General features: G+C 63.1%; 20 protein-coding genes. 15 read left to right on the top strand and 5 right to left on the bottom strand.

Annotation, left to right across the window (positions count from 1 at the left end; all coding sequences use genetic code 11):
• Window positions 1-118 precede the first annotated feature (118 nt).
• Together MHX63_RS09525 and MHX63_RS09520 are read left to right on the top strand one after the other, a co-directional pair.
• A complete protein-coding gene (locus MHX63_RS09525; protein ID WP_239388447.1) occupies window positions 119-826 on the top strand; it encodes a response regulator transcription factor in 708 nt (235 codons plus the stop codon).
• A 12-nt stretch (window positions 827-838) separates the two neighbouring features.
• On the top strand, window positions 839-2,422 hold the full coding sequence (locus MHX63_RS09520) for a cell wall metabolism sensor histidine kinase WalK (protein WP_239388445.1): 1,584 nt from the start codon (window positions 839-841) through the stop codon (window positions 2,420-2,422).
• A 25-nt stretch (window positions 2,423-2,447) separates the two neighbouring features.
• Here the strand turns inward: MHX63_RS09520 and MHX63_RS09515 are convergent, their stop codons facing one another.
• Together MHX63_RS09515 and MHX63_RS09510 are read right to left on the bottom strand one after the other, a co-directional pair.
• Complete coding sequence (locus MHX63_RS09515) at window positions 2,448-3,635, bottom strand: alpha/beta fold hydrolase (protein WP_239388443.1); 1,188 nt, start codon at window positions 3,633-3,635, stop codon at window positions 2,448-2,450.
• Window positions 3,636-3,696: 61 nt separating this feature from the next.
• Entirely contained in the window at window positions 3,697-4,134 is a 438-nt protein-coding gene (locus MHX63_RS09510; protein WP_239388441.1) for an HIT family protein, read from the bottom strand.
• Between the two features lie 65 nt (window positions 4,135-4,199).
• Between MHX63_RS09510 and purD the strand changes: the two genes are divergently transcribed.
• The 10 genes from purD to purL all read left to right on the top strand — a co-directional run bounded on the left by purD (window position 4,200) and on the right by purL (window position 16,534).
• The gene (purD, locus tag MHX63_RS09505) at window positions 4,200-5,456 is read left to right on the top strand and encodes a phosphoribosylamine--glycine ligase (RefSeq protein ID WP_239388439.1); all 1,257 of its coding nucleotides are present in this window, start codon (window positions 4,200-4,202) and stop codon (window positions 5,454-5,456) included.
• 86 nt (window positions 5,457-5,542) lie between these two features.
• Window positions 5,543-6,907: a potassium transporter TrkG gene (locus MHX63_RS09500; protein ID WP_239388437.1), complete on the top strand. Its 1,365-nt coding sequence runs from the start codon at window positions 5,543-5,545 to the stop codon at window positions 6,905-6,907.
• Window positions 6,900-7,559: a TrkA family potassium uptake protein gene (locus MHX63_RS09495; protein WP_239388435.1), complete on the top strand. Its 660-nt coding sequence runs from the start codon at window positions 6,900-6,902 to the stop codon at window positions 7,557-7,559. Before MHX63_RS09500 ends, MHX63_RS09495 begins: the two co-directional genes overlap by 8 nt.
• Window positions 7,560-7,588: 29 nt before the next feature.
• Window positions 7,589-9,019, top strand: coding sequence for an adenylosuccinate lyase (purB, locus tag MHX63_RS09490; RefSeq protein ID WP_239388433.1), 1,431 nt, complete (start codon window positions 7,589-7,591; stop codon window positions 9,017-9,019).
• Between the two features lie 77 nt (window positions 9,020-9,096).
• Window positions 9,097-9,990 carry a phosphoribosylaminoimidazolesuccinocarboxamide synthase gene (locus tag MHX63_RS09485; RefSeq protein WP_239388431.1) on the top strand — a complete coding sequence of 298 codons (894 nt, stop codon included), beginning with the start codon at window positions 9,097-9,099 and terminating at the stop codon, window positions 9,988-9,990.
• 35 nt (window positions 9,991-10,025) lie between these two features.
• The gene (locus MHX63_RS09480) at window positions 10,026-12,263 is read left to right on the top strand and encodes a S9 family peptidase (protein WP_239388429.1); all 2,238 of its coding nucleotides are present in this window, start codon (window positions 10,026-10,028) and stop codon (window positions 12,261-12,263) included.
• Between the two features lie 68 nt (window positions 12,264-12,331).
• Entirely contained in the window at window positions 12,332-13,066 is a 735-nt protein-coding gene (locus MHX63_RS09475) for a DUF2334 domain-containing protein (RefSeq protein WP_239388427.1), read from the top strand.
• An 80-nt stretch (window positions 13,067-13,146) separates the two neighbouring features.
• Window positions 13,147-13,401: a phosphoribosylformylglycinamidine synthase subunit PurS gene (gene purS, locus MHX63_RS09470; RefSeq protein ID WP_239388425.1), complete on the top strand. Its 255-nt coding sequence runs from the start codon at window positions 13,147-13,149 to the stop codon at window positions 13,399-13,401.
• Window positions 13,402-14,073, top strand: a complete 672-nt coding sequence (purQ, locus tag MHX63_RS09465) for a phosphoribosylformylglycinamidine synthase subunit PurQ (RefSeq protein WP_239388423.1) — start codon at window positions 13,402-13,404, stop codon at window positions 14,071-14,073.
• A 31-nt stretch (window positions 14,074-14,104) separates the two neighbouring features.
• The gene (gene purL, locus MHX63_RS09460; protein WP_239388421.1) at window positions 14,105-16,534 is read left to right on the top strand and encodes a phosphoribosylformylglycinamidine synthase subunit PurL; all 2,430 of its coding nucleotides are present in this window, start codon (window positions 14,105-14,107) and stop codon (window positions 16,532-16,534) included.
• Window positions 16,535-16,621: 87 nt separating this feature from the next.
• On the opposite strand, the gene MHX63_RS09455 is transcribed toward purL, so the two are convergent.
• Window positions 16,622-17,677 carry an acyl-CoA thioesterase gene (locus tag MHX63_RS09455; protein WP_370644089.1) on the bottom strand — a complete coding sequence of 352 codons (1,056 nt, stop codon included), beginning with the start codon at window positions 17,675-17,677 and terminating at the stop codon, window positions 16,622-16,624.
• Window positions 17,678-17,810: 133 nt separating this feature from the next.
• Between MHX63_RS09455 and MHX63_RS09450 the strand changes: the two genes are divergently transcribed.
• The 3 genes from MHX63_RS09450 (at window position 17,811) to purM (ending at window position 20,883) form a co-directional block, all read left to right on the top strand.
• Window positions 17,811-18,191, top strand: coding sequence for a sterol carrier family protein (locus MHX63_RS09450; protein WP_239388419.1), 381 nt, complete (start codon window positions 17,811-17,813; stop codon window positions 18,189-18,191).
• A 110-nt stretch (window positions 18,192-18,301) separates the two neighbouring features.
• Entirely contained in the window at window positions 18,302-19,774 is a 1,473-nt protein-coding gene (gene purF / locus MHX63_RS09445; protein ID WP_239388509.1) for an amidophosphoribosyltransferase, read from the top strand.
• Window positions 19,775-19,791: 17 nt separating this feature from the next.
• A complete protein-coding gene (gene purM, locus MHX63_RS09440; RefSeq protein WP_239388417.1) occupies window positions 19,792-20,883 on the top strand; it encodes a phosphoribosylformylglycinamidine cyclo-ligase in 1,092 nt (363 codons plus the stop codon).
• A gap of 115 nt (window positions 20,884-20,998) precedes the next feature.
• Here purM and MHX63_RS09435 read toward each other — a convergent pair whose 3' ends face one another.
• Both MHX63_RS09435 and MHX63_RS09430 read right to left on the bottom strand, forming a co-directional pair.
• Window positions 20,999-21,253, bottom strand: a complete 255-nt coding sequence (locus tag MHX63_RS09435; protein WP_239388415.1) for a DUF3073 domain-containing protein — start codon at window positions 21,251-21,253, stop codon at window positions 20,999-21,001.
• A 225-nt stretch (window positions 21,254-21,478) separates the two neighbouring features.
• Window positions 21,479-22,729, bottom strand: a complete 1,251-nt coding sequence (locus MHX63_RS09430; RefSeq protein WP_239388413.1) for a folate-binding protein YgfZ — start codon at window positions 22,727-22,729, stop codon at window positions 21,479-21,481.
• Window positions 22,730-22,770: the final 41 nt, after the last annotated feature.

Below are 22,770 nucleotides of genomic sequence, written 5' to 3'. Positions count from 1 at the left end.
GTATTTCCGCAAGCATTCCGCGAGGGTACGCGGCGGTAGGGAAGCTGCTACAGGGTTCACAGGAAACATCCAGCTATCATGCAGATAGACGCTAATTCTCTGCAGCACAATGAGGTGCATGACAATGCCTAACACCCAGCCGGTGAAGGTTCTCGTCGTCGACGACGAGGCCAATATTTCTGACCTCCTCAAGGTAAGCCTGAAGTTTCAGGGGTTTGATGTGGAAACGGCCGACAACGGCCAAGACGCACTGGCGCTGGCGGAAACCTACCAACCGGACGCTTTCATCCTGGACGTCATGATGCCTGGCATGGACGGCTTCACACTGCTCAATAAGCTCCGTGCCGCAGGCCACGATGCCCCAGCGCTGTTCCTTACCGCTAAGGACGGCGTGGAGGATCGAATCCACGGTCTTACCATCGGCGCCGATGATTATGTGACCAAACCATTCAGCTTGGAAGAGGTTATTACCCGACTACGCGTGATCCTGCGCCGGGTGTCCTCGGAGGAAGAGCAGGAATCTAGCCTGATCACCTACGAGGACATCACTCTGGATGACGACATGCACGAGGTCACAAAGGCCGGCGAAGTAGTCGACTTATCGCCTACGGAGTTCAAGCTGTTGCGTTACCTGCTGGTCAACGCGGAGGTTGTACTGAGCAAGGCGAAGATCCTGGACCACGTGTGGAATTACGACTTCGGTGGCGACGGCAACGTCGTCGAGTCCTATGTGTCTTACCTGCGCCGCAAGATCGACACGGAAGAGCCTCACCTCATCCAGACCGTCCGCGGTGTGGGCTATGTCCTGCGTAAGCCCCGCACCTAAAACCTAATTCCTATGTCCAACGCTGAAAACACCGGTGCGGCTGAGCCTGCTGCGTCTCCTGTAGGCTCCGCCGTCCCCGTCCGTTCCGGCCATCCAGGGCATTTTCTGTCTCACTATCCGCTGCGCATCTCCCTGGTGGTGGTGATCGCGGTGCTGGTCGCCATGGGTCTAACAGTTTCCGGTGTTTCCGTGACGACTACCCTGCAGCGCTTCCTCATTCAAAGGGTTGATGAACAGCTGGATCAGGCGACAAATGGTTGGGCTCACCGGTCCGGCCTCGCCGAAGGTAATTCAGAAGACCAGAGTGCGCCGAGCGGGAGCGATAGCACCGCTCTGGGGCTGGAAGGCTTCGGTGTGCTGAACCTCCAGCAGCCGCCGAATCCCGTCACCGGTGTTACCCGCCCACCTAGCGACTTCTACATTCTGGTCGTCGATGACCAGGTCTCCTATGAGTACTTCAACTCTCCATTGAAGGCCCGCCCCGAGATCCGTGGTCTGGGGCAGCCCACCATGCCCGTGACCGTCGGCTCGCGCGAGGATTCCGGCACGCACATTAGCTGGCGTGCCACCAGCTTCCGCAATGACGACGGCACCATCACGATCGTCGCCTTGCCTTTGGCGGAAGAAGAGCACATTATTTCCCGTCTTGTGCTGTTGCAGGCAGTGATCGGCCTGACGGTCGTCGCTTTCGTCATCTTGGCATCGATGTATCTGGTGCGCCGTGCTTTGCGTCCACTGAACGAGGTGGAACTGACGGCGTCAAAAATTTCGAACGGCGACCTCGGGCAACGCGTGCCGAACTGGCGGCCCAACACGGAGGTCGGGCGGCTCTCACAGGCGCTCAACAAGATGCTCGCGCAGATTCAGGCAGCGTTCGTGGCGATCGGCGCTTCCGAACAGCAAGCGCGCCGCTCCGAGGCGTCGATGCGTCGCTTCATCGGGGATGCTTCACACGAGCTGCGCACGCCGTTGACGTCGGTGCGCGGCTACGCGGAGCTGTACCAATCGGGTGCTACTGATGACGCCCCTATGGTCATCGACCGTATCTCTGAAGAGGCCGGACGCATGAGTCTGCTGGTCGAGGATCTCCTCGCGCTGGTCCGCATGGACGAGGGCCGACCGCTGGCGAAGAACCGCGTGGACATGTTGGAACTGGTGCTGGAAACTGCGGAGTCGGCGCGCGCGGGCTTCCCGAACCGCACGGTGCAGGTCGTCAACGAAACCGGGGACGTGCCGATTGTCATCGGCGACGTGAACCGCCTGCATCAGGTGCTGGGCAACCTGGTGACCAATGCGTTGCGGCACGCGGGCGAAGACGCGGAGGTGAAGCTGTGCCTGGATAAGCGCGACGACCACGTGATTGTGGACGTGGAGGACAACGGCCAAGGAATTCCGGCTGAAGATGTGCCACATCTGTTTGAAAGGTTCTACCGCCCGGACGTCTCGCGCTCCCGTGCTTCAGGCGGCTCGGGGCTGGGACTATCGATCGTCAAGGGGCTGGTGGAGGTCCACGGCGGCACGGTCACCGTGGATAGCGAAGAAGGCAAGGGCACGCGCTTCCGGATCGTGCTGCCCGAGGCGCCCGAGGTGGAATAACGTCCCGCGGAGTATGCGGGGGTGCTTAGACCTCCGTATCGTCTTCCTCTAAGCCATCGAGGAGTGCCAGGTGGACGATGTCCTGCACGTCCGGGTTCGTTGGCAGTTCCTCGTGCTTGCACTTGGATACGCCCAGATCCTGGAGGAAGTAGTTCGTGATGATGGCCTCGCCTGTGTCAATCGAATGGCCATCCTCGAGCTGGAACGTCGTGTGGTCACTGGGGATAGTGGGCTGCCGGTCGCCCAAAAAGGCGTTTTCGTGGGGCACGACGGTGGCATCGTTGCGGGTGGCGTAGCAGGTGTAGCGAATGTGGTTGCGGGTTTCGGGAGAGGCCGCCAGGGTTTCCATCAGCGGCGAACCGATGACCTGTTGCATGCCCGCCGCGCCAAAGACCCCGCGAATGGTAGCGGCTGCCACGCGCTGGCTCATGTCCGTGGTGAACATGCCGCCCAGCATGCCCATGAGAGTGGTGCCCTGGTGCGGGGCGCCGAGTGTGATGAGGTGGTGGACGTAATCCTCGCCGCCGAGTTCGTTGATCCAGTAGCGAGCCAGGAGACCTCCCTGGGAATGCCCTACGATATCCACGGCCTCCGCACCCGTGGCGGCCAGCACCTGTTCGATGTAGGCGCCGATGTCCTGGGCAGAGGTCGGAATATCCTGCGTACCGTGCACGCCGTAGTCCGGGCTAAAAACCACAAAGTCGTCGTCTCGCAGGCGCAGAACTAGGTTCTGCCACACGTTCTTCGAGCTGATCGTCCCGTGGATCAGGATTACTGGGTACGGACGGTCGATGGTGGGCCGCGCCTGCCAGAGATCATCGGCATAACCGGGGGAGACTTGGCGGGCGCCCAGCGGCGGGTCGGGGATGGCTCCCCGCAGCTGCGGTAACTGTGGGCGGGTCATGCGCCCCGGAATGTCCCAGAGGAAGCGCCCGGTGTTGGAAATGCCGCTGGCCATGCCACTGCCAAGGCGGCTAAGCCAGCTGCGGTCATCGGGGGCGGGACCAATGACGTCGCCCGCATTGGCGGGGTCGTAGTCATCGTAGTTCTCGGAACTCTCGGAGTCCTCGAGGTTTTCTGCCACGGCTGCACCCGCCGGGGGATCGACCTCGGCAAGTTCCTCTAGATCCAGTTCTGGATCGACCTCTGGGTCGAATTCTGGGTCAACCACGTCGTTGCCGTTGACTTTGTCGTTGGCGTTGTCGTTTTCCACTGGTTATCCACCGCAATGACAATGTAACGAAAGGACAATGTAACGAAAGAAAAAGGATTCTTTAAGCGGAAGGGATTTTGGCCCCGTCGACACCCTGAGCCTGCAGCGCCTGGCGAATCTTGGCAGCCGACTCATCCATCTTCTCCGGATCCGTCTCGTCCATCCGCATCACGTTCTGCAGGCTGTAGCCGGACATGTCGGAAGCCGGGAAAATGTGGATGTGGGCGTGTGGCACCTCGAATCCAGCGATCAGGTAGCCAGCGCGAGGGGCGTCAAAAGCCTCGACGATGGCCTTGCCCACTAGCTGCGCGACCTCGTTGCAGTGAACCCACGTCGCCGCATCCATATCGGTCCAGCGATCGACCTCCTCGATCGGCACGACCAGCGTGTGGCCGTATGCCGCGGGTTCGATGGTCAAAAACGCTGCCGCGGTTTCGTCGCGGTAAACGATGCGACCGGGGATCTCGCCGTTCAGGATTTTCGTGAATACCGTAGCCATGCTGCCGATGTTAGCGCGTTAAATGTATCTGGTGGCGGGGGTTAGCTTCGCTAGACTGGGGAACCATGCGCATTCTTGTTATCGGCAGCGGTGCCCGCGAGCACGCACTGGCTTTTTCTCTGTCCCTGGATCCCTCCGTCGAACAGGTCCACGTCAGCCCGGGTAACGCCGGGATGACGGCCGTGGCCACCCTGCACCCGGACGGCGAACCGGTGGCCCTGGCCCGCAAGATCGAGGCGGACCTGGTTGTTATCGGCCCCGAGATCCCGCTAGTCGCCGGTGTTGCCGACGAGCTTCGCGCGGCGGGCTTCGCCGTATTCGGCCCGTCGGCCGCCGCCGCACAGATCGAGGGCTCGAAGGCCTTTGCGAAGGACATCATGGCCAAGGCGCAGGTCCGTACCGCCGATGCCGTCGCTGTTCCTGTCGGATCTAGCGATTCTTTTATTGACGCCACCCTCGACAAGTTCGGCCCGACTTACGTTGTCAAGGACGATGGACTGGCCGGCGGTAAGGGTGTGGTGGTCACGGCCGACCGCTCGGAGGCTCTGGAGCACATTCACGCCGTGCACGCAGGCGGCAACCCGGTGCTTCTGGAAAGTTTCCTGGACGGCCCCGAGGTTTCCCTGTTCTGCCTGGTGGATGGCGAGACCGTGGTGCCGTTGCTGCCTGCACAGGATTTCAAGCGAGTGGGGGATAACGATGAAGGCCCGAACACCGGCGGCATGGGCGCCTACACCCCGCTGCCGTGGCTGCCGGAAGACGGCGTGCAGCGCATCGTGACCGAGGTCGTGGAGCCGGTGGCCAAGCAGATGGTCGCCGAGGGTGTGCCCTTCAACGGCCTGCTGTACGCAGGTCTGGCATGGGGTAGCGAAGGCCCTGCTGTGGTGGAGTTCAACTGCCGCTTCGGCGACCCGGAGACTCAGCCTGTGCTGCGCCTGCTGAAGACCCCGCTGGGTGGAGTGCTGAATGCTGTAGCGACCGGCACCCTGGACCAGTTGCCGCCGTTGGAGTGGGAGGACGGCTACGCACTGACCGTCGTGCTGGCCGCGGAGAACTACCCAGCCAGCCCGGTTACCGGCAAGCCGATCGTCGGGGCGGAGCCGGGCAACGAATCCCGCGGGATCCTGGCCGCAGGTGTGGCGGAGCAGAATGGTCAGCTGGTGAGCTCCGGCGGCCGCGTGCTGAATGTCATCGGCACCGGCGCCACCCTGGCGGAGGCACGCAAGCAGGCCTATGAGACCCTGCAGTGCATCCAACTGGAAGGTTCGCACTACCGCTCCGATATCGCTCTTCCCGCAGTTGAGGGCCACATTTCCATCTAGTACCCGAACGCTATTTTGACAGCATTTGGGTGTAAAGATTGCATAAGGGTTTCGCACTGGGTGCAATGGGTTTAAGGTAACCTTTTGTGATTGCACACCCAGTCGAAAGTCGCCGGCGAGGCTGGCAAGGCTTCAGCCCCGCGCAGCTGGTCTCCGTCAGTTTCCTGCTGCTTATCCTCGTAGGTACGGCACTACTGCTGTTGCCCATATCCCGTAGCGGGCCGGAGAGCCCGGAATTCACCACCGCTCTTTTCACCGCCACGTCGGCCACCTGCCTGACCGGTCTCACCGTCGTGGACACCGCGACCTACTGGTCCCATTTCGGGCAGGTCGTCATCATGCTGCTGATCCAGGTCGGAGGCCTCGGCATCATGACACTCGCCACGGTGGTGAGCTTCGTTTTGGCTGGACAGATGGGCGTCAAAGGGCGCCTGCGCGCCGCCGCGGAACAACGCGGAAGGAACCTGGGCGAGATCCGCACCATCATCTTCGGCACCATCGGCTTTTCCCTGGCCACTGAGCTAGCTATAGCCATCGTGCTGACCTTTCGCTTCGCCTTCGGATACGGTTACGGCTTCCTGCCGGCGGTGTGGGAGGGTACGTTCCACGCGATCTCCGCGTTCAACAACGCTGGCTTCGGCCTGCGCTCCGACAACCTCATGCCCTACGTCAACGACGCGGGCATCATCCTGCCCATCGCCGCTGGCATCGTCATAGGCGGCCTGGGTTTCCCCGTGTTGCTGGAACTGCGGGCGCGGTGGCGTTCGAAGGTGAAGCACCCGCCATCTCTGACCTTGATCTTCACGCTCACCGGCACCGCGATCCTGCTGGTGGTGGGTACGGTCGGCTTCGCGCTGATGGAGTGGACCAACGCCCTGCGCGACCTCACGCCGCTATCGGCGCTGCAAGCGGCGTTCTTCCACTCTGTCTCCTCCCGTACGGCCGGCTTCAACTCGGTGGATCTGACGGAGCTGCGTCCATCCTCGCTGATGCTGACGGATTTCCTGATGTTCATCGGTGGCGGCTCGGGCGGCACCGCGGGTGGTGTGAAGGTGACGACCGCCGCGGTGCTGGTGGCCGTGTTGATCGCGGAGGTACGCGGCGACGAGCAGCTCCTGGTCGCCGGCCGGCGCATTCCGAGCCGCATCGTGCGCCAAGCCATGGCGGTATTCATGATGGCCTTCCTAGTGGTCGGAGTATCTATCATGGCGCTGCAACTTTTGCTGCCACAGTACGACTCCCACCAGATCACCTTCGAGACCATCTCCGCTTTCGCCACCGTGGGTCTGACCACCGGCATCACCCCGGAGCTGCCGGACTTCGCCCGCATATGGCTGGTCGTGCTGATGTACCTCGGGCGCATTGGCCCCATCACCGTGGTGGCGGCTCTGGCCGCCCGCACTAACAAACGCCTCTATTCCTACCCAGTAGAAAGGCCGTTCATTGGCTAAGTTCTTTTCCCGCCCAGCTAACCCTCCCGTCGTCATCATCGGCCTGGGCCGCTTCGGCATGGCCCTCGGCGAAGAACTCGTGCAGTCCGGCGTGGAGGTGCTGGGCATCGACGTGGACGAAGCTGTGGTGACGAAAGCCGCCCCGTTGCTGACGCACGCGGTCATCGCCGAGACCACCGATCAGGATGCACTGCGCCAGCTCGGGGTGCAGGATGCCCACCGTGTTGTCATCGGCATCGGTTCAGACATGGGGGCGTCACTACTTACGGCTTCTGCCGTGATGGATCTAGGGGTGCCCAATGTCTGGGCGAAGGCAGACAACCAGCAACACGCGAAGATCCTGACGCAGATCGGTGTGCACCACGTCGTGCGTCCCGAAAGGGATACCGGGCGGCGCGTGGCGCATCTGATCGCAGGTCACGTGCAGGAGTACATAGAGTTCGACCGCGACTTTGCGATGGCCAAGCTGGCGCCCCCGCTGCACATGCACGGCCGAAAAGTGGAGGAGACGCCGCAGGGGATCGCCATCGTCGCGGTGCGCTCGGCGGACGGGCACTTCTCTACGCCGCCGGCGGGGTATGTGATTCGCTCCGGCGACCTGGTGATTGCCGCGGGGCGTATTAAGGATTTGGAGAAGTTCGCAGATTCCTAAAAGTCGGCGGTACGCATAAACTCGGGGACGTGCCTGCTAAGAAAAATATTTCCAACGTCCTTGCCAACCGCTACGCCTCCCCGGAGATGACCGCCATTTGGTCCCCGGAGGACAAGATCATCATGGAGCGCAAGCTCTGGATCTCCGTCATGAAGGCCCAAGCTGACCTCGGGGTGGAGGTCCCGGCCGAGGCTATCTCGGCCTACGAGAAGGTCATCGAGAACGTAGACCTTGCATCCATCGCCTCACGCGAAAAGGTCACCCGCCACGACGTGAAGGCCCGCATCGAGGAATTCAACGCGCTGGCTGGCCAGGAGCACATCCACAAGGGCATGACCTCCCGCGACCTGACGGAGAATGTGGAACAGCTGCAGATCTTCAGCTCCCTGCAGCTGGCCCGCGACAAGGCAGTTGCCGTCCTGGCCCGCATCGGCCGCCGCGCGGCGGAGAACCAGTCGCTGGTGATGGCTGGGCGCTCCCACAACGTGGCCGCCCAGGCAACGACCTTGGGCAAGCGCTTTGCCTCTGCCGCCGATGAGCTGCTGGTGGGGCTCGAGCGCATCGAGGACCTGCTGGGCCGCTACCCGCTGCGTGGTATCAAGGGGCCGATGGGAACCAGCCAGGACATGCTGGACCTGGTGGGCGGCGACGAGTCCAAGCTGGCGGCGCTGGAAAGCACCATCGCCGAGAACCTAGGCTTCTCCCGCGTATTCGATTCCGTTGGCCAGGTTTACCCGCGCAGCCTGGACATGGACGCGCTGAGCGCCCTGGCTCAGATCGGCGCCGCCCTGTCCTCGCTGTCGATGACGATTCGCCTGATGGCGGGTAACGAGACCGTCACGGAGGGCTTCAAGGAAGGCCAGGTCGGTTCCTCCGCCATGCCGCACAAGATGAACGCCCGCTCCTGCGAGCGCGTGGGCGGCATGCAGGTTCTGCTGCGCGGCTACCTAAACATGGCCGCCGACCTGGCCGGCGCGCAGTGGAACGAGGGCGACGTGTTCTGCTCTGTGGTTCGCCGCGTTGCTCTTCCCGACGCCTTCTTCACCTTCGACGGCATGTGTGAGACCTTCCTGACCGTCCTGGACGAGTTCGGAGTTTTCCCGGCAATGATCGACCGAGAGCTCGAGCGCTACCTGCCGTTCCTGGCCACCACGCGCATCCTGATGGCGGCCGTGCGCGCCGGGGTAGGCCGCGAGACGGCCCACGAGTTGATCAAGGAGCACGCCGTGGCAGTGGCGCTGAACATGCGCGAGAACGGCGGCGACCAGGATCTGGTGCAGCGCCTCGCGGGCGACGACCGCTTCCCGCTGGACGAGCCGCAGCTGGAGGAGGCGCTGGCGGATCGCCACGCATTCATCGGCGCAGCCGAGTCCCAGGTGTCCCGCGTCCTAGCGCACATCGAAGAAGTTAAGAACCGCCATCCGGAGGCCGCTGCCTACACGCCGGGCGAGATTCTGTAGCTGCGCAAACGCCGAAGAATCGCACAGTTCCGGCCACAAATAGTCAAAAGCTTGGTGCAGGGCTACACTGTCTACTCATGCGTCCAGAACTGTGCGAGTACGAGCACCATTCCGCAGGTAAAGTGCGGGAGATCTATGAGGTCGATGACGACAACCTGCTGATGGTTGTCAGCGACCGGATCAGCGCCTACGACTACGTCCTTGATACCGAGATCCCGGACAAGGGACGAGTGCTCACTGCCGTGAGCGCTTTTTTCTTTGACGAGATTGATTTCCCAAACCACCTGGCCGGTGCGTTGGATGACGAACGGATCCCCGAGTACGTCCTCGGCCGCGCCATGCTGTGCAAGAAGCTGGATATGATTCCCTTCGAATGCGTGTCCCGTGGCTACCTGACCGGCTCCGGCCTGAAGGAGTACGAGGAAACCGGCAGCGTGTGTGGCGTGGAGCTTCCCGAGGGACTCGTGGAGGCCTCCCGCCTGCCGGAGCCGATCTTCACCCCGGCCACCAAGGCCGAGCTGGGTGACCACGACGAGAACGTGAGTTTCGACGTGGTCGTCGAGGCTTTAGGGGAGGAGCGCGCCAACGAACTGCGCGAGGCCACCCTCTCGATCTACAAGAAGGCCGCCGCCATCGCCGAGGAGCGCGGCTTGATCTTGGCCGACACCAAGTTCGAGTTCGGCCTGGATGCCGACGGCACTCTGGTGCTGGCCGACGAGGTGCTGACCCCGGACTCCTCCCGCTACTGGCCCGCCGAGGGCTACGAAGAGGGCAAGGTGCAGCCCAGCTTTGACAAGCAGTATGTGCGCAACTGGCTAACCGGCCCGAAGTCCGGCTGGGACAAGTCCGAGGGCACGCCCCCGCCGCCACTGCCGGGCTCCGTGGTGGAAGCCACCCGCTCCCGCTACATCGAGGCCTACGAGAAACTATCCGGCAAGCGGTTCTCCGACTGGATCGGCCAGTGCGTCTAGGGGGCTGCAGGCCCTAGTAACTTGGCCTGAGTAGCATGGCGCGTATGCCTAATAACGACGCGTCCCAGACAGCTAACAACCCGATCGCGGCTCCGCCGGTCGCCAAGCGGGTGCCGCACACCCGCACCTTCCACGGCCGCGAGTTCGTGGATAACTACGAGTGGCTGCGCGACAAGGAAAACGCGGAGGTTCGCCAGCACCTAGAGGCGGAGAACGCCTGGACCACCCAACAGACCGCCCACCTCAAGCCATTGGAAGACCGCCTGTTCGAGGAGGTCAAGGCCCGCGTGCAGGAGACCGATATGTCCCTGCCCGTGCGTTCCGAGGGCTGGTGGTACTTCTCCCGCACCGAGGAAGGCAAGAGCTATGGCACCATGTGCCGCGTTCCCATCGCCGACGAGGACGACTGGACCCCGCCGACGATCGAGCCCGGCATCCCCGCGCCGGGCGAGGAGACTTTCTTGGACTGCAACGCCCTAGCCGAGGGCAAGGAGTTTTTTAGCCTGGGCGCGGCCAGCGTAACCCAGGATGGTACGCGCTTGGCTTACTCGGTGGACGAGACCGGCTCTGAGCGTTTCACCCTGCGCATCCGCGAGCTCACCACGGGGGAGGATCTGGAGGACGAGATCGAGGATGTTTTCTACGGTGCCACCTGGGTCGGCAGGGATACCGTGTACTACCAGCGCGTGGATGAAGCGTGGCGACCGCACGAGGTCTGGCGCCACACAATCGGTGAGGGCGTCGATAAAGACGAGCTGGTGTACCGCGAAGACGACGAACGTTTTTGGGCGGGGGTGGCGACGACCCGCTCCGATCGTTATCTGTTGATCCACACGGGGTCGAAGGTGACCAGCGAGGTGTGGTACCTCGACCTGGAGGACCCGAATGCGGAGCTGACCTGCGTGATCCCGCGCGAGGCCGATGTGGAGTATGCGGTGGATCACGCGGTTGTGGGCGGCCAGGACTTGTGGCTGGTGCTGCACAACAAGACCGGCCCGAACTGTGAGTTGGGTTACCACCCAACCGGCCAGGTCGCCTCGTGGGACGACGTGCAAGCTCTTGTGCCACACCGCGAGGACGTGCGCCTGGAGGGCGTGGATGTCTTCAGCGACCATATTGTCCTCGAAGCTCGGGAGAATGCGCTGGAGACCAGCTACATCATGAAGCTTGGCGACGCCGACACCTCGACCGGCGACTCTTCCGCCCCGGCCTTCGGCGAGTTCGAGCGGATCGAGTTCCCCGGGGAACTCTGCGGCGTTGGGGCCGTGGGCAACAGCGAGTGGGAGAGCCCGGTGCTGCGCGTGGCCTACACTGCCTTCACGACACCGCCGCGGATCTACGACATCGATCTGGCGACGGGGGAGAAGATCCTACGCAAGGAACAGCAGGTGTTGGCCGACCCGGACGGTCGGGAGTTCGACCCCGACCAGTACACCTCCCAGCGACTGTGGGTTACGGCTGAGGACGGCACACGCATCCCGGTATCCCTCATCCACCGCACGGACGTGGACATCACTCAGGCAAACCCGGTGCTGCTATACGGCTATGGGTCCTATGAAAACTGCATCGATCCAGGATTCTCCCTGTTCCGCCTGTCCATGCTGGACCGCGGCGTGGTGTACGCCATCGCGCACATCCGCGGTGGCGGCGAGATGGGCCGACTGTGGTACGACCACGGCAAGGGGCTGGAGAAGCGCAACACGTTCACGGACTTCGTGGCCGTCGCCGACCACCTGCTACGCGAAGGCATGACCACTCGAGAGCAGATGGTGGCCGAGGGAGGCTCCGCCGGTGGCATGCTCATGGGGGCGGTGGCCAACCTGGCAGGTGATCGCTTTGCGGGCATTGAGGCCGTGGTTCCTTTTGTAGATCCGCTGACCAGCATGCTCATGCCGGAACTGCCGCTGACTGTGACGGAGTGGGACGAGTGGGGTGACCCCTTCCACGACCCGCAGGTCTACGACTACATGGCGGGCTACGCGCCTTATGAGAATGTCGCGGCCGACCTGATCTACCCGCCGATTCTGGCGGTGACCAGCCTGAACGACACCCGCGTGCTGTATGTGGAGCCCGCGAAGTGGGTGGCCAAGCTGCGCGAGGTGGGTGCCGAGAACACGCTGCTGCGTATCGACATGGAGGCCGGCCACGGTGGCGTATCCGGCCGCTATGCCAAGTGGCGCCAGGCGGCCTTCGAGACGGCCTGGGAGCTGGAAAAGATGGGCGCCGCCGAGCTGCTGGTGACGGACAAGTCCGTCGAGGAGACGAGCTTTTAACAATTCGACGCTCAGATGTAGGGCGGGCGTTACCTCCCGTTCACCTGTGTTGTGCAGGCTAAGTATCTATGAGCCCCGCACAGTCCAGCCCCAGCGTCCAGCGTGCCCCGCGCGTTCTGCTGACCATCACCGGTCTGCGCCAGGGCACGGTCACCGCGGCGGAGAAGATGCGCGACGCAGCGCGGGCGCTGGATCTTCACGCCGGTTTGGTGCTCACGGTGCAGGGGCCGAATTGGCGTCTGAAGGATGACCACGCGACGCTTGAGCTGGTCCACGATTCCGCTGCCCGTGGCCACGAGCTGCTGTTAGGCGGGCTCGGGCCGCTGGGTGGGGCGCCTGACAAAGGGGAGTTCCACCGGCTCGGCCGCCACGAGTCAACGCTGCGGCTCTCCGCTGCCACCCGCCAGCTGGATGCGCTCGGCTTGGCGCCTAAAGCTTTCGCCCCGACGCGCTGGCTGGCGTCGGAGGAAGCTTTGCAGGCCGCCGGCGAGCTAGGGTTCGTGGTCGCGGCGGATGCGTACACCATCCGGGATCTCGGCAATGAAAAGCGCCATCCGGTGCGTGTGCTCGCGTTTGGTGATGGCTTTGGGGCGGTGAAGTGGTGGCGTCGCAACGTCCTCAATAGCGTGCGCCGCGGTGCCGCGAAGGGCAAAGACATCCGCCTTTCCATCAGCGCGGCGAAGGCCGGAAAAGACGACGTGGCGGGCGATATGCTGCGCATTCTCGAGTTGCTGCGCGAGGCCGGCTACGAGTCCGCGAACTACTGCGATTACGTGGCACGCCAGCAGGCTTCTGTAGCTTAAGGGGGCGGTCGCCCACCAGTGTTACGATAGGGCGGTAACCAACCGGGAAAATACCGCAAAGCTGGGAGAATGTAGAAGCCATGGCTCGTGTTGTCGTCAACGTTATGCCCAAGAAGGAAATCCTCGACCCGCAGGGTCAGGCCGTAGTCCGCGCCCTGGGCCGAATCGGCATCAGGGGAGTGGAGGATGTGCGCCAGGGTAAGCGCTTTGAGCTGGAGGTCGGCGAGGGGGTCTCGCGCGAGGATCTGGAGAAGATCGCCTCCGACCTGCTGGCAAACACCGTGATCGAGGACTACGACGTGGTCATCGAAGGCGCAGATGTGGAGGCCAAGTAAGTGACCAGCCGCATTGGAGTGATTACCTTCCCCGGCACCCTCGACGATGTCGATGCCGTGCGCGCTGTGCGCCTGGCGGGTGCGGAGCCAGTGGAGCTGTGGCACGCAGACGAGGATCTGAAGAACGTCGACGCTGTGGTCGTCCCCGGTGGCTTTTCCTACGGCGACTACCTGCGCGCCGGTGCCATCGCCGCTATCGCCCCGGCAATGAAATCCGTGGTGGCTGCCGCGGAGCGCGGTACCCCGGTGCTGGGGATCTGCAACGGCTTCCAGATTCTGCAGGAAGCCGGCCTGCTGCCCGGCGCCCTCACCCGTAACGAGGGGCTGCACTTTGTGTGCCGTGACATTTACCTGGAGGTGGAAAACACCTCCACGGCATGGACCAACCAGTTCGCCGAGGACAGCAAGATCCTGGTTCCGTCGAAGCACGGCGAAGGCCGCTTCCAGGCCAGCGAGGAAACGCTGGAGCGCCTGGAGGGCGAAGGCCGCGTGGTGTTCCGCTACGTCGAGAACCACAACGGCTCCCGCAACTCGATCGCCGGAGTGTGCAGCGAAAACGGTCGCGTAGTTGGCCTGATGCCGCACCCGGAGCACGCCGTGGAAACCCTGACGGGCCCGTCCTTGGATGGCCTGGGGCTGTTCCAGTCTGTTTTGTCCGCGCTCGTTTCCTAATCTTTCTTCTTACAAGGAGCACCCGATCCTCATGATTCACAACGACACGGTCGCCGATGCTAAGGCCAACCCGGACCTGGAGCAGCCGTATCACGAGCTGGGCCTAAAGGACGACGAGTACGCGCGCATTAAGGAACTGCTGGGCCGCCGTCCGACCGACGCGGAGCTGGCCATGTACTCCGTCATGTGGTCCGAGCACTGCTCGTACAAGTCCTCGAAGACGCACCTGCGCTACTTCGGTGAGACCACGACCGAAGAGATGAAGTCCAAGATGCTCGCCGGTATCGGTGAGAACGCTGGCGTGATCGACATTGGCGATGGACACGCGGTGACCTTCAAGGTCGAATCCCACAACCACCCCTCCTACGTGGAGCCCTACCAGGGCGCAGCCACCGGCGTGGGCGGCATCGTCCGCGACATTATGGCAATGGGCGCCCGCCCGGTGGCTGTGATGGACCAGCTGCGCTTCGGTCCGGCCGACCTGCCGGATACCCAGCGCGTGCTGCCCGGCGTGGTCGCGGGTGTGGGCGGTTATGGCAACTCTCTGGGGTTGCCGAACATTGGCGGCGAGACTGTTTTTGACGCCACCTACGCGGGTAACCCGCTGGTAAATGCACTGTGTGTGGGCACTTTGAAGACCGAAGACCTCAAGCTGGCCTTCGCCTCTGGCAAGGGCAACCGAGTGATCCTTTTCGGCTCCCGCACGGGCCTGGACGGCATCGGTGGTGTGTCTGTGCTGGCCTCTGACACTTTTGAGGAAGGCGCAGAGCGCAAGCTGCCCGCCGTGCAGGTGGGCGACCCCTTTGCAGAGAAGGTACTGATTGAGTGCTGCCTGGACCTGTACCGCGCCAACGTGGTGGTGGGTATTCAGGACCTCGGCGGCGCCGGGCTTTCCTGTGCAACCGCAGAGCTGGCTTCTGCCGGTGACGGCGGCATGCACATCAACCTGGACAACGTGCACCTGCGCGCCGAGGGCATGACCGCCGCGGAGATCCTGTCCTCCGAGTCGCAGGAGCGCATGTGCGCCATTGTGGAGCCGGAGAACGTGGATGCGTTCATGGAGATCTGCCGTAAGTGGGACGTGCTGGCCTCCGACATCGGCTGTGTGACCGACGGCGAGCACCTCGTCATCGAGCACTGCGGCGAGATCGTGGTAGACGCTTCTGCGCACACCATGGCCGAGGAAGGCCCGGTCTACGAGCGGCCCTACGAGCGCCCGGCGGAGCAGGACGAGCTGAACGAGATCCGCGGCGTGGAGCTGCCTGAGACCTCCCAGGAGGTTCGTCAACAGATCCTGGACCTGGCGGCCTCCCCGGCGCTGTGCTCCCGTGAGTTCATCATCGAGCAGTACGACCGCTACGTGCGTGGCAACACCGTTGCGGCCAAGGACGCGGACGCGGGGGTGCTGCGCATCGACGAGGAGACCGGTCGCGGCATCGCCGTTTCTACCGACGCCTCCGGCCGTTACACCCGCCTGGATCCCCGCACCGGCGCCCAGTTGGCGCTGGCTGAGGCCTACCGCAACGTCTCCGTCACGGGATCCACTCCGGTGGCAGTGTCCAACTGCCTGAACTTCGGATCCCCGGAGGATCCGGGCGTGATGTGGCAGTTCCGCGAGGCCGTGCACGGGCTGGCCGATGGCTGTAAGGAGATGGCTATCCCGGTTACCGGCGGTAACGTCTCCTTCTACAACCAGACCGGCGAGACCGCCATTTTGCCGACCCCGGTCATCGCGGTGCTGGGCACCATTGACGACTGCGCCCGCCGGATTCCACAGCAGCTGCCGAAGCCAGGTGTCGAGGGCGAGAAGCAGGAAGAGTACCACCTGGTTCTGGTGGGCGCGGAGACCCGCGAGGAGCTCGGCGGCTCCATCTGGCAGCAGGTCGTCCACGACGAACTGGCCGGCATGCCACCGCAGGTGGACCTGTCCGTGGAACAGCGCCTGGGAGCCTTCATCACCGCGCAGCGCGACAAGATCGTCGCCGCCCACGACCTCTCCGAGGGGGGCCTGTCGCAGGCTGTCGTGGAGCTGGCAATCCAGTCCGGTCGCGGAGTGGCCGTGAACCCGATGCTCAGCCAGCACGAGTCCGCCGCTGTGGAGGGCCGCACGCTGGCCCAGCAGGCGGCAGTGGGGCTGTTCTCCGAGACCGCTTCCCGTGTGCTGCTGGCAGTACGCAGCGAGGACTACGGCGACCTGATGCGCGAACTGGCCCAGACGGGTCTGACCGGTGGCTGGATCGGCCTGACCGGCGCGAACGACGCAGCAGACCAGCCGGTCATTCGCTTCGGATCCGGCGTGTACCCGGTGCTGCCCTTCGGCGGGGAGGTCGAACTCGACCCGGCCAAGCAGCATGACGAGGACTTCGACGTCGTCCTCTCCCTGGAGGCGGCGGAGAATGCGTGGACGTCCACGCTGCCCGCGCTGTTTAGCCACGCAGCAGGAAATAACTCCGTCATCTAAGGAAGAGAAGAGCTAGAACCAAGAAAGGGGCCCGCGACCGGTAAGGTCGCGAGCCCCTTTTGCTGTGTTTAAACGCCGTGGCCGGCTTTACTCCACAAAGCGGAAATCGCGGTTGCTGGGGCTAACCAACGGCCGCGGCAGGAACTCCTTGCGCAGGTTACGCAGCGTGGAGGCGTGCTCCTCCAGGCGCTTATCCTCGCTGGTCACTGGCGTGTACTTGCGGGCCTGCAGCGGGTTACCGTCCAGGTCGATAGCGATGTAAGTCATCGATGCGTGAATGGCCACCGGCAGGTTGCCCTTGCCCTCGCGCGGGTCGCCCGCGCGAAGGTGCACCATCACTGTCATCGAACGCTCGTCGGTGCGCACCAGGCGTGCATCCACCTCCACGAGGTCGCCGATGTGCACCGGGCGGTAGAAGCGAATACCACCGGCGTACACCGCGGTGGTGCGCTCGCCGGTCCACTGCATAGTGCAGGCAGTGGCCGCCTCGTCGATCCATTCCATGGCGGTGCCACCGTGTACGTTGCCGCCCCAGTTCACGTCCGTCGGCTTGGCCAGGAAGCGGTTCACCAGCTCCGGCGCGGTGGACTTATCGGTGTAGGTCTGGCGCAGCATTTCCTCTTCGATGGCCTTGCGCAGCTGGATGCGGGAAAGCGCGGCATCTTCCACGCGCTTTTCCTCATCGGTCGTCGGCACATAGGAGGGGATCTGCTTGGACTTACCGTTTTCGTCCAAGGCAACGAAGATCACCAGGCAGTCACAGGCACGGGTGAACACGCCCTCGCGTGGGTCGGCGGACAGCACCTCATTGACGATGTGCATGGAGCTGCGACCGGTGTAGGCGATGCGGCTACGGACTTCCACCATGTGGCCCGAGGGGATCGGGCGGGTGAAGTGGATGTGGCCCACGTAGGCGGTCACGCAGTAAGACTGAGCCCAGCCGACGGCGCAGGCGTAGGCGGCCTTATCGATCCACTCCAGCACGCGCCCACCGTGTACGCCCATCGCCCCTGCCATCAGTACGTCTGTCGGTGCGGCGAGGAAGCGCAGAGTCACCTTCGGGCTACGCTCATGGGAAGCCTCCGCTGTGTTATCAGATGCATTGTGCTCGCTTGGGGTGGTGTTTTCTGCACTTTCCGCCACGGGTCACTGCCTTCCTTAAATTCCCTCTACTAAATTACCTGTACTTCTTTCGTCTTCAACTTCCCAATACTAACGCGCCCCACACTTCGGTGTTCGTAAGAGCACTACAAATCCCGCACTACAATTTCTAGGCATGAAGCGTTTACACGGACCGGAACTATCCGCTGCTGCTCGCAGTGCGGTTGAAGCGGTTTTGCCCTGGGTAAGGAACCCCGCGGAGCAGCCTCGTCCGCCACGTGCCGACGTAGCTGCGGCGGTTCGTCTGTCTGCGGCTGTCCTGGAAGAGCTGGCTCCCGGCCATTCCGTCGAGGTGCGCATTCCTCCCTTCGCCGCCATCCAGTGCATCGCGGGGCTGGAGCATCGCCGTGGCACTCCGCCCAACGTTGTTCAGTGCTCGCCGATTACGTGGCTGCGTCTGGTTGTGGGGGCTGAGGATCTTTCTGGTTCGGACGCGGACACTTCCGGCACCCGCGCCTCCGCCATCGCCGAGCACCTTCCGTTGCTTAGAATGTAAGATCGCTCCGGTGGCGAAATGGCATCCCTTTGGGTTAGTGCGGATGGGCTAGTAGAGTCGACATAGTGGCAAACATTCAAGGCCAGAGAAAACAAGCAGAGGCAGAACCGTTGCTGAGCCCGTTCGACGACCGGGGCGAAACAGAGCCCCGGGAGGAATGTGGCGTATTCGGGGTATGGGCGCCGGGGGAGGACGTCTCCAAACTGACGTACTACGGCTTGTACGCTTTGCAGCACCGTGGTCAGGAAGCTGCGGGTATCGCGGTGGGGGATGGCGATCAGATCGTCGTGTTCAAGGATCTGGGTCTGGTCAGCCAGGTGTTTGACGAGCAGTCGCTCGAGGCCCTCAAGGGGCACATTGGCATGGGACACAACCGCTACACCACCGCCGGCGGTAATAGCTGGGAGAACGCGCAGCCCATGTTCCGCATGGCGCCCGACGGAACCGATGTGGCGCTGGGGCATAACGGCAACTTGGTGAACCACCGTGAGCTCACCCAGGAAGCCGCCCGGTTGGGCCTGGTGGATCCTAAGGAAAACCCCTCTGATTCACTGGTCATGTGTGCCCTGCTGGCCGCTGACACCCGTGAGGGGCACGGCGTGGAGGAAGCGGCCATGGAGCTGTTCCCAAAGGTCAAGGGTGCTTTCTGTGTGCTGTTTACCGACGGCGACGCACTGTACGCTGTCCGCGACCCGCGGGGCGTGCGCCCGCTGTCCATCGGTCAGCTGGCTAGCGGCGGCTGGGTGGTCGCCTCCGAAACCGCGGCGCTGGATATCGTGGGCGCGCGTTTCGTTCGCGACGTCGAGCCGGGCGAACTGGTGGCCATCGACGGTGACGGCGTGCGTTCCCGCCGTTTTGCGGAGACCAAGCACAAGGGCTGCGTGTTTGAGTATGTCTACTTGGCCCGGCCCGATTCCGTCATCCGTGGCCGTTCGGTAAATGGCACTCGCCTGGAGATCGGCCGCAAGCTGGCCGAGGAGGCCCCGGCGGAGGGCGACCTAGTGATCCCCGTGCCGGAGTCCGGCACGCCTGCGGCGGTGGGTTACGCCCAGGCCTCGCGCATTCCCTTTGGTCAGGGGTTGATGAAGAACGCCTACGTGGGGCGCACTTTCATCCAGCCGTCACAGACCATCCGCCAACTGGGCATTCGCCTGAAGCTAAACCCGCTGCGCGAGGTCATCGAGGGCAAGCGCTTGGTCGTGGTGGACGATTCAATTGTCCGCGGCAACACCCAGCGCGCACTTATCAAGATGTTGCGCGAAGCTGGGGCAAAGGAAGTGCACGTCCGTATCGCCTCGCCGCCGGTAAAGTGGCCGTGTTTCTATGGCATCGATTTCGCTTCGCCCACCGAGCTGATTGCGAATAATGTAGATCCTTCGGACCCGGTAGAGGGAATTCGCCGGGAGATCGACGCGGACTCCCTAGCATTCGTTTCGACCGAGGCGATGATAGAGGCGTCACAACAAAGCAGCGACGAGCTGTGCGCAGCATGCTTCGACGGCGTGTTCCCACTGGGCATGCCGAGCGACAACCCGAACACGGCATTGGTAGAAACGATGCTGAAGCAGCAGGCGAAGAATTAGGAAAGCAAGGACAAGCCATGAGTGAGCACCCCGATAACACTCCGAAGCAGGCAGAGGGCGCATCGTACGCCGCTGCCGGTGTAGACATTGAGGCCGGCGACCGGGCGGTAGAGCTTTTCGCGCCGCTAGCTAAGAAGGCCACCCGCCCCGAGGTACGCGGCGGACTCGGTGGCTTCGCCGGACTGTTTGCGCTGGGGGACTACGAAAAGCCGCTGTTGGCCGCATCCTCCGACGGCGTGGGCACCAAGCTGGCCGTGGCGCAGGCGATGAATAAGCACGATACGATCGGCCGCGACCTGGTTGCCATGTGTGTGGATGACCTGGTGGTCTGCGGCGCCGAGCCGTTGTTTCTGCAGGATTACATTGCCATCGGCAAGGTTGTGCCCGAGCACGTTGCCAGCATCGTTTCTGGCATCGCTGCGGGCTGCGAGGAAGCCGGATGTGCACTGCTAGGCGGCGAGACCGCCGAGCACCCGGGTGTGATGGAACCGCACGAGTATGACGTCTCCGCCACCTCCGTCGGCGTGGTCGAAGAGGCTAACCTGCTGGGCCCGGATCGCGTGCGCCCGGGTGACGTGGTGATCGCCATGGCCTCCTCGGGATTGCACTCCAACGGTTACTCCCTGGCTCGCCACGTGCTGCTGGATACCAAGCAGCTGCCGCTGGACGGGCACATCGAATCCCTCGGCCGCACGCTGGGGGAGGAGCTGCTGGAGCCGACCCGCATCTATGCCCTTGATTGTCTGAAGCTGGCCAGCGAGTGTGACGTTCACACCTTCGCCCACATCACCGGCGGTGGTCTGGCCGCCAACCTGGGGCGCGTGATCCCGGATGGCCTGGTCGCAGAGTTGGAGCGTTCCTCCTGGACCCCTGGCCCGATCTTCCGTCTGATCCAGGAGGAAGGCCAGGTCTCGCAGGAGGAGATGGAGAAGACCTTCAACATGGGCGTGGGCATGGTCGCCGTCGTCGCGGAGGACGATGCCGAGCGCGCCCTGGCGATGCTGACTGCCCGCCACATTGATGCCTGGCGACTGGGCGAAGTTCGCCCGGCACAGGATGGCCAGTCCGGTGCGATCCTGGACGGCGAATACCGCAGCCCCGTGAACTAGGGGCGACTAACTAGAGCCAACCAGAGCCGGGGCAAGGGCAAACGGCAAGAAAAACTCCCGCGCTGTGCTTTCCAAAAGCACCAGCTGCGGGAGTTTTTAGTGAATAGGTTGGCTTTTACCGCGACCCGTTGGAGTACTTATCCTCGTAGTCGTCGGCGTACTCGTCGCTGTAGTCGTCGTATTCTGCAGCGTAATCGCTGTAGTCATCCTCGTACTCGTCGTACGCGCTACTGCCGCGGGAACCGGAACCCCGGTTCTGCGACTGGCCAGAGAGTTCCCTCTGCAGCCTCTCCAGATCCATTTCCGGAGCGTTGTACTTCAACTGACGAGCAACCTTGGCTTGCTTTGCCTTGGCACGGCCGCGACCCATGGCCTGACCCCCTTGCGGTGTCCTCGAGTGGCGCGGGAGTTCGGCCACCCTTTTCGTTTACAAGTTAAGTTTCTTCCTGCCCTACACCATAGCGGTTAGCAATCATTTTTTCCCAAAATCCCCCTCCTACCGAAGGTGCGGACGCGGGGGTTTCCACGCCGAATCACCCTTTGAACTGCTGAGTTATTGCGCAGCAAAGGGGGGGCAAGCCAATGTGAGGGTTTTCTAGTTTTTCCCGCGCAGCCGGTTGATCGCCGCCCGCCCCGGTCGGATCGAGTTGTCACCCGTTGCATTCGCAAGGTCGCTGGGGTCGATCGATGCGTCGATCCCATCGGCTAGTAGCGGGGGTACGTCGCTATTTTTGGACGCCACCTTCTCCACCACATTCCGTTTCACCAAAGCCAGCGCGATCGGCCCGTAGTCGCAATCGTGCACGCTGGATCCAACCCGGCCAATTCCACGACCGCCCGCAGTGAGCTCGGTGCCCACGCCGGGCAGTCGGTTGGCGGATCCGTCGAGGTGCAGCATCACCAGCACTCGCGGGGATTTGCCCAGGTTATGCACTCGGGAAACCGTTTCCTGCCCCCGGTAGCAGCCCTTGTTCAGGTGCACGGCGGCCTCGGTGGGGCCGGCGGAAACGTCGTCCAGCTGGGTGGCGCCGCTGATTCCCTTGCCGATGAAGGCGGGAACCTCGTGGGGGATGGCGCGCTCGTCGGTATCCACGCCCAGGATCGGAAGGCGTGCCTGTACACGGAAGGCGTCATAAGCCATGCGCCCGGTGGGTTGTGCGACGCCAGTCAGCATGTCCCAGGCGCGGGTGATGTCCTCGCGGGGAATCCACAGATCCACGGCGTCTACCTCACCGATAGTTCCGGTTCTCCACAGTTGCAGGTTTAGACCTTCCGAAATGGCGATGTTTAGCTGAGTAGGAAGAGCGGCGGAGGAGGTGGCGTCATTAGTAAAGAGCGAAGAATCCGCTGCGAGATTCGATCCGATCACCGTGAGCCGTGCCCACGGTAGGCGCTCTACGGAAACCTGGGACCAGAAGACCATCTTTCTCAGATAATCCTCAAGCGCGTCGGCCTGTGCGGCTGGGGTGTCGAGGATCAGCGCGTCATCGGTGGCGAGAATGCCAAAGAAATGTTCGACATGCCCCTTCAGGTCGAGGATTAGACCGAAGGTGGCCTGGCCGGGTTCGATGGCGTTGACCTTCTGGGAGATCAGGTTGTTGAGCCAATCGCGGCGCTCCGGACCCGAGACCCGGATGGCCACGCGATCCCAAAAATCCACGAGGCCGGGCTTGCCGCCGTTTACACGGGACTGCTCGGTGAGGGGGTTGCCGTAGTGCCAGGCGGTCGCGCTGCTCTGGGCATCCGGCGCCTCTGAAGCTTCGGCAGCTTCACTGCCAGTCAACGGGCTGGCGGAAGGTGCATGGTCGACGATCGGGCTGTGAGTCAGATCAAACACATCACCCATCGTAGGACGGGGTGGGGTTGGCTTGCCAATGGCGGGTCTCC

This window comes from Corynebacterium sp. ACRQK, from assembly GCF_022345965.1.
Lineage (GTDB): Bacteria > Actinomycetota > Actinomycetes > Mycobacteriales > Mycobacteriaceae > Corynebacterium.
This window is presented reverse-complemented; position numbering and strand designations above follow the sequence as displayed.

Excerpts from the sequence above, each read along its gene's own strand:
- MHX63_RS09525 (WP_239388447.1), top strand. The coding sequence starts at position 119 with ATGACAATGCCTAACACCCAGCCGGTGAAGGTTCTCGTCGTCGACGAC.
- MHX63_RS09520 (WP_239388445.1), top strand. The coding sequence starts at position 839 with ATGTCCAACGCTGAAAACACCGGTGCGGCTGAGCCTGCTGCGTCTCCT.
- MHX63_RS09510 (WP_239388441.1), bottom strand. The coding sequence starts at position 4,134 with ATGGCTACGGTATTCACGAAAATCCTGAACGGCGAGATCCCCGGTCGC.
- purD (WP_239388439.1), top strand. The coding sequence starts at position 4,200 with ATGCGCATTCTTGTTATCGGCAGCGGTGCCCGCGAGCACGCACTGGCT.
- MHX63_RS09485 (WP_239388431.1), top strand. The coding sequence starts at position 9,097 with ATGCGTCCAGAACTGTGCGAGTACGAGCACCATTCCGCAGGTAAAGTG.
- MHX63_RS09480 (WP_239388429.1), top strand. The coding sequence starts at position 10,026 with ATGGCGCGTATGCCTAATAACGACGCGTCCCAGACAGCTAACAACCCG.
- MHX63_RS09475 (WP_239388427.1), top strand. The coding sequence starts at position 12,332 with ATGAGCCCCGCACAGTCCAGCCCCAGCGTCCAGCGTGCCCCGCGCGTT.
- purS (WP_239388425.1), top strand. The coding sequence starts at position 13,147 with ATGGCTCGTGTTGTCGTCAACGTTATGCCCAAGAAGGAAATCCTCGAC.
- purL (WP_239388421.1), top strand. The coding sequence starts at position 14,105 with ATGATTCACAACGACACGGTCGCCGATGCTAAGGCCAACCCGGACCTG.
- MHX63_RS09450 (WP_239388419.1), top strand. The coding sequence starts at position 17,811 with ATGAAGCGTTTACACGGACCGGAACTATCCGCTGCTGCTCGCAGTGCG.
- purM (WP_239388417.1), top strand. The coding sequence starts at position 19,792 with ATGAGTGAGCACCCCGATAACACTCCGAAGCAGGCAGAGGGCGCATCG.
- MHX63_RS09435 (WP_239388415.1), bottom strand. The coding sequence starts at position 21,253 with ATGGGTCGCGGCCGTGCCAAGGCAAAGCAAGCCAAGGTTGCTCGTCAG.
- MHX63_RS09430 (WP_239388413.1), bottom strand. The coding sequence starts at position 22,729 with ATGGGTGATGTGTTTGATCTGACTCACAGCCCGATCGTCGACCATGCA.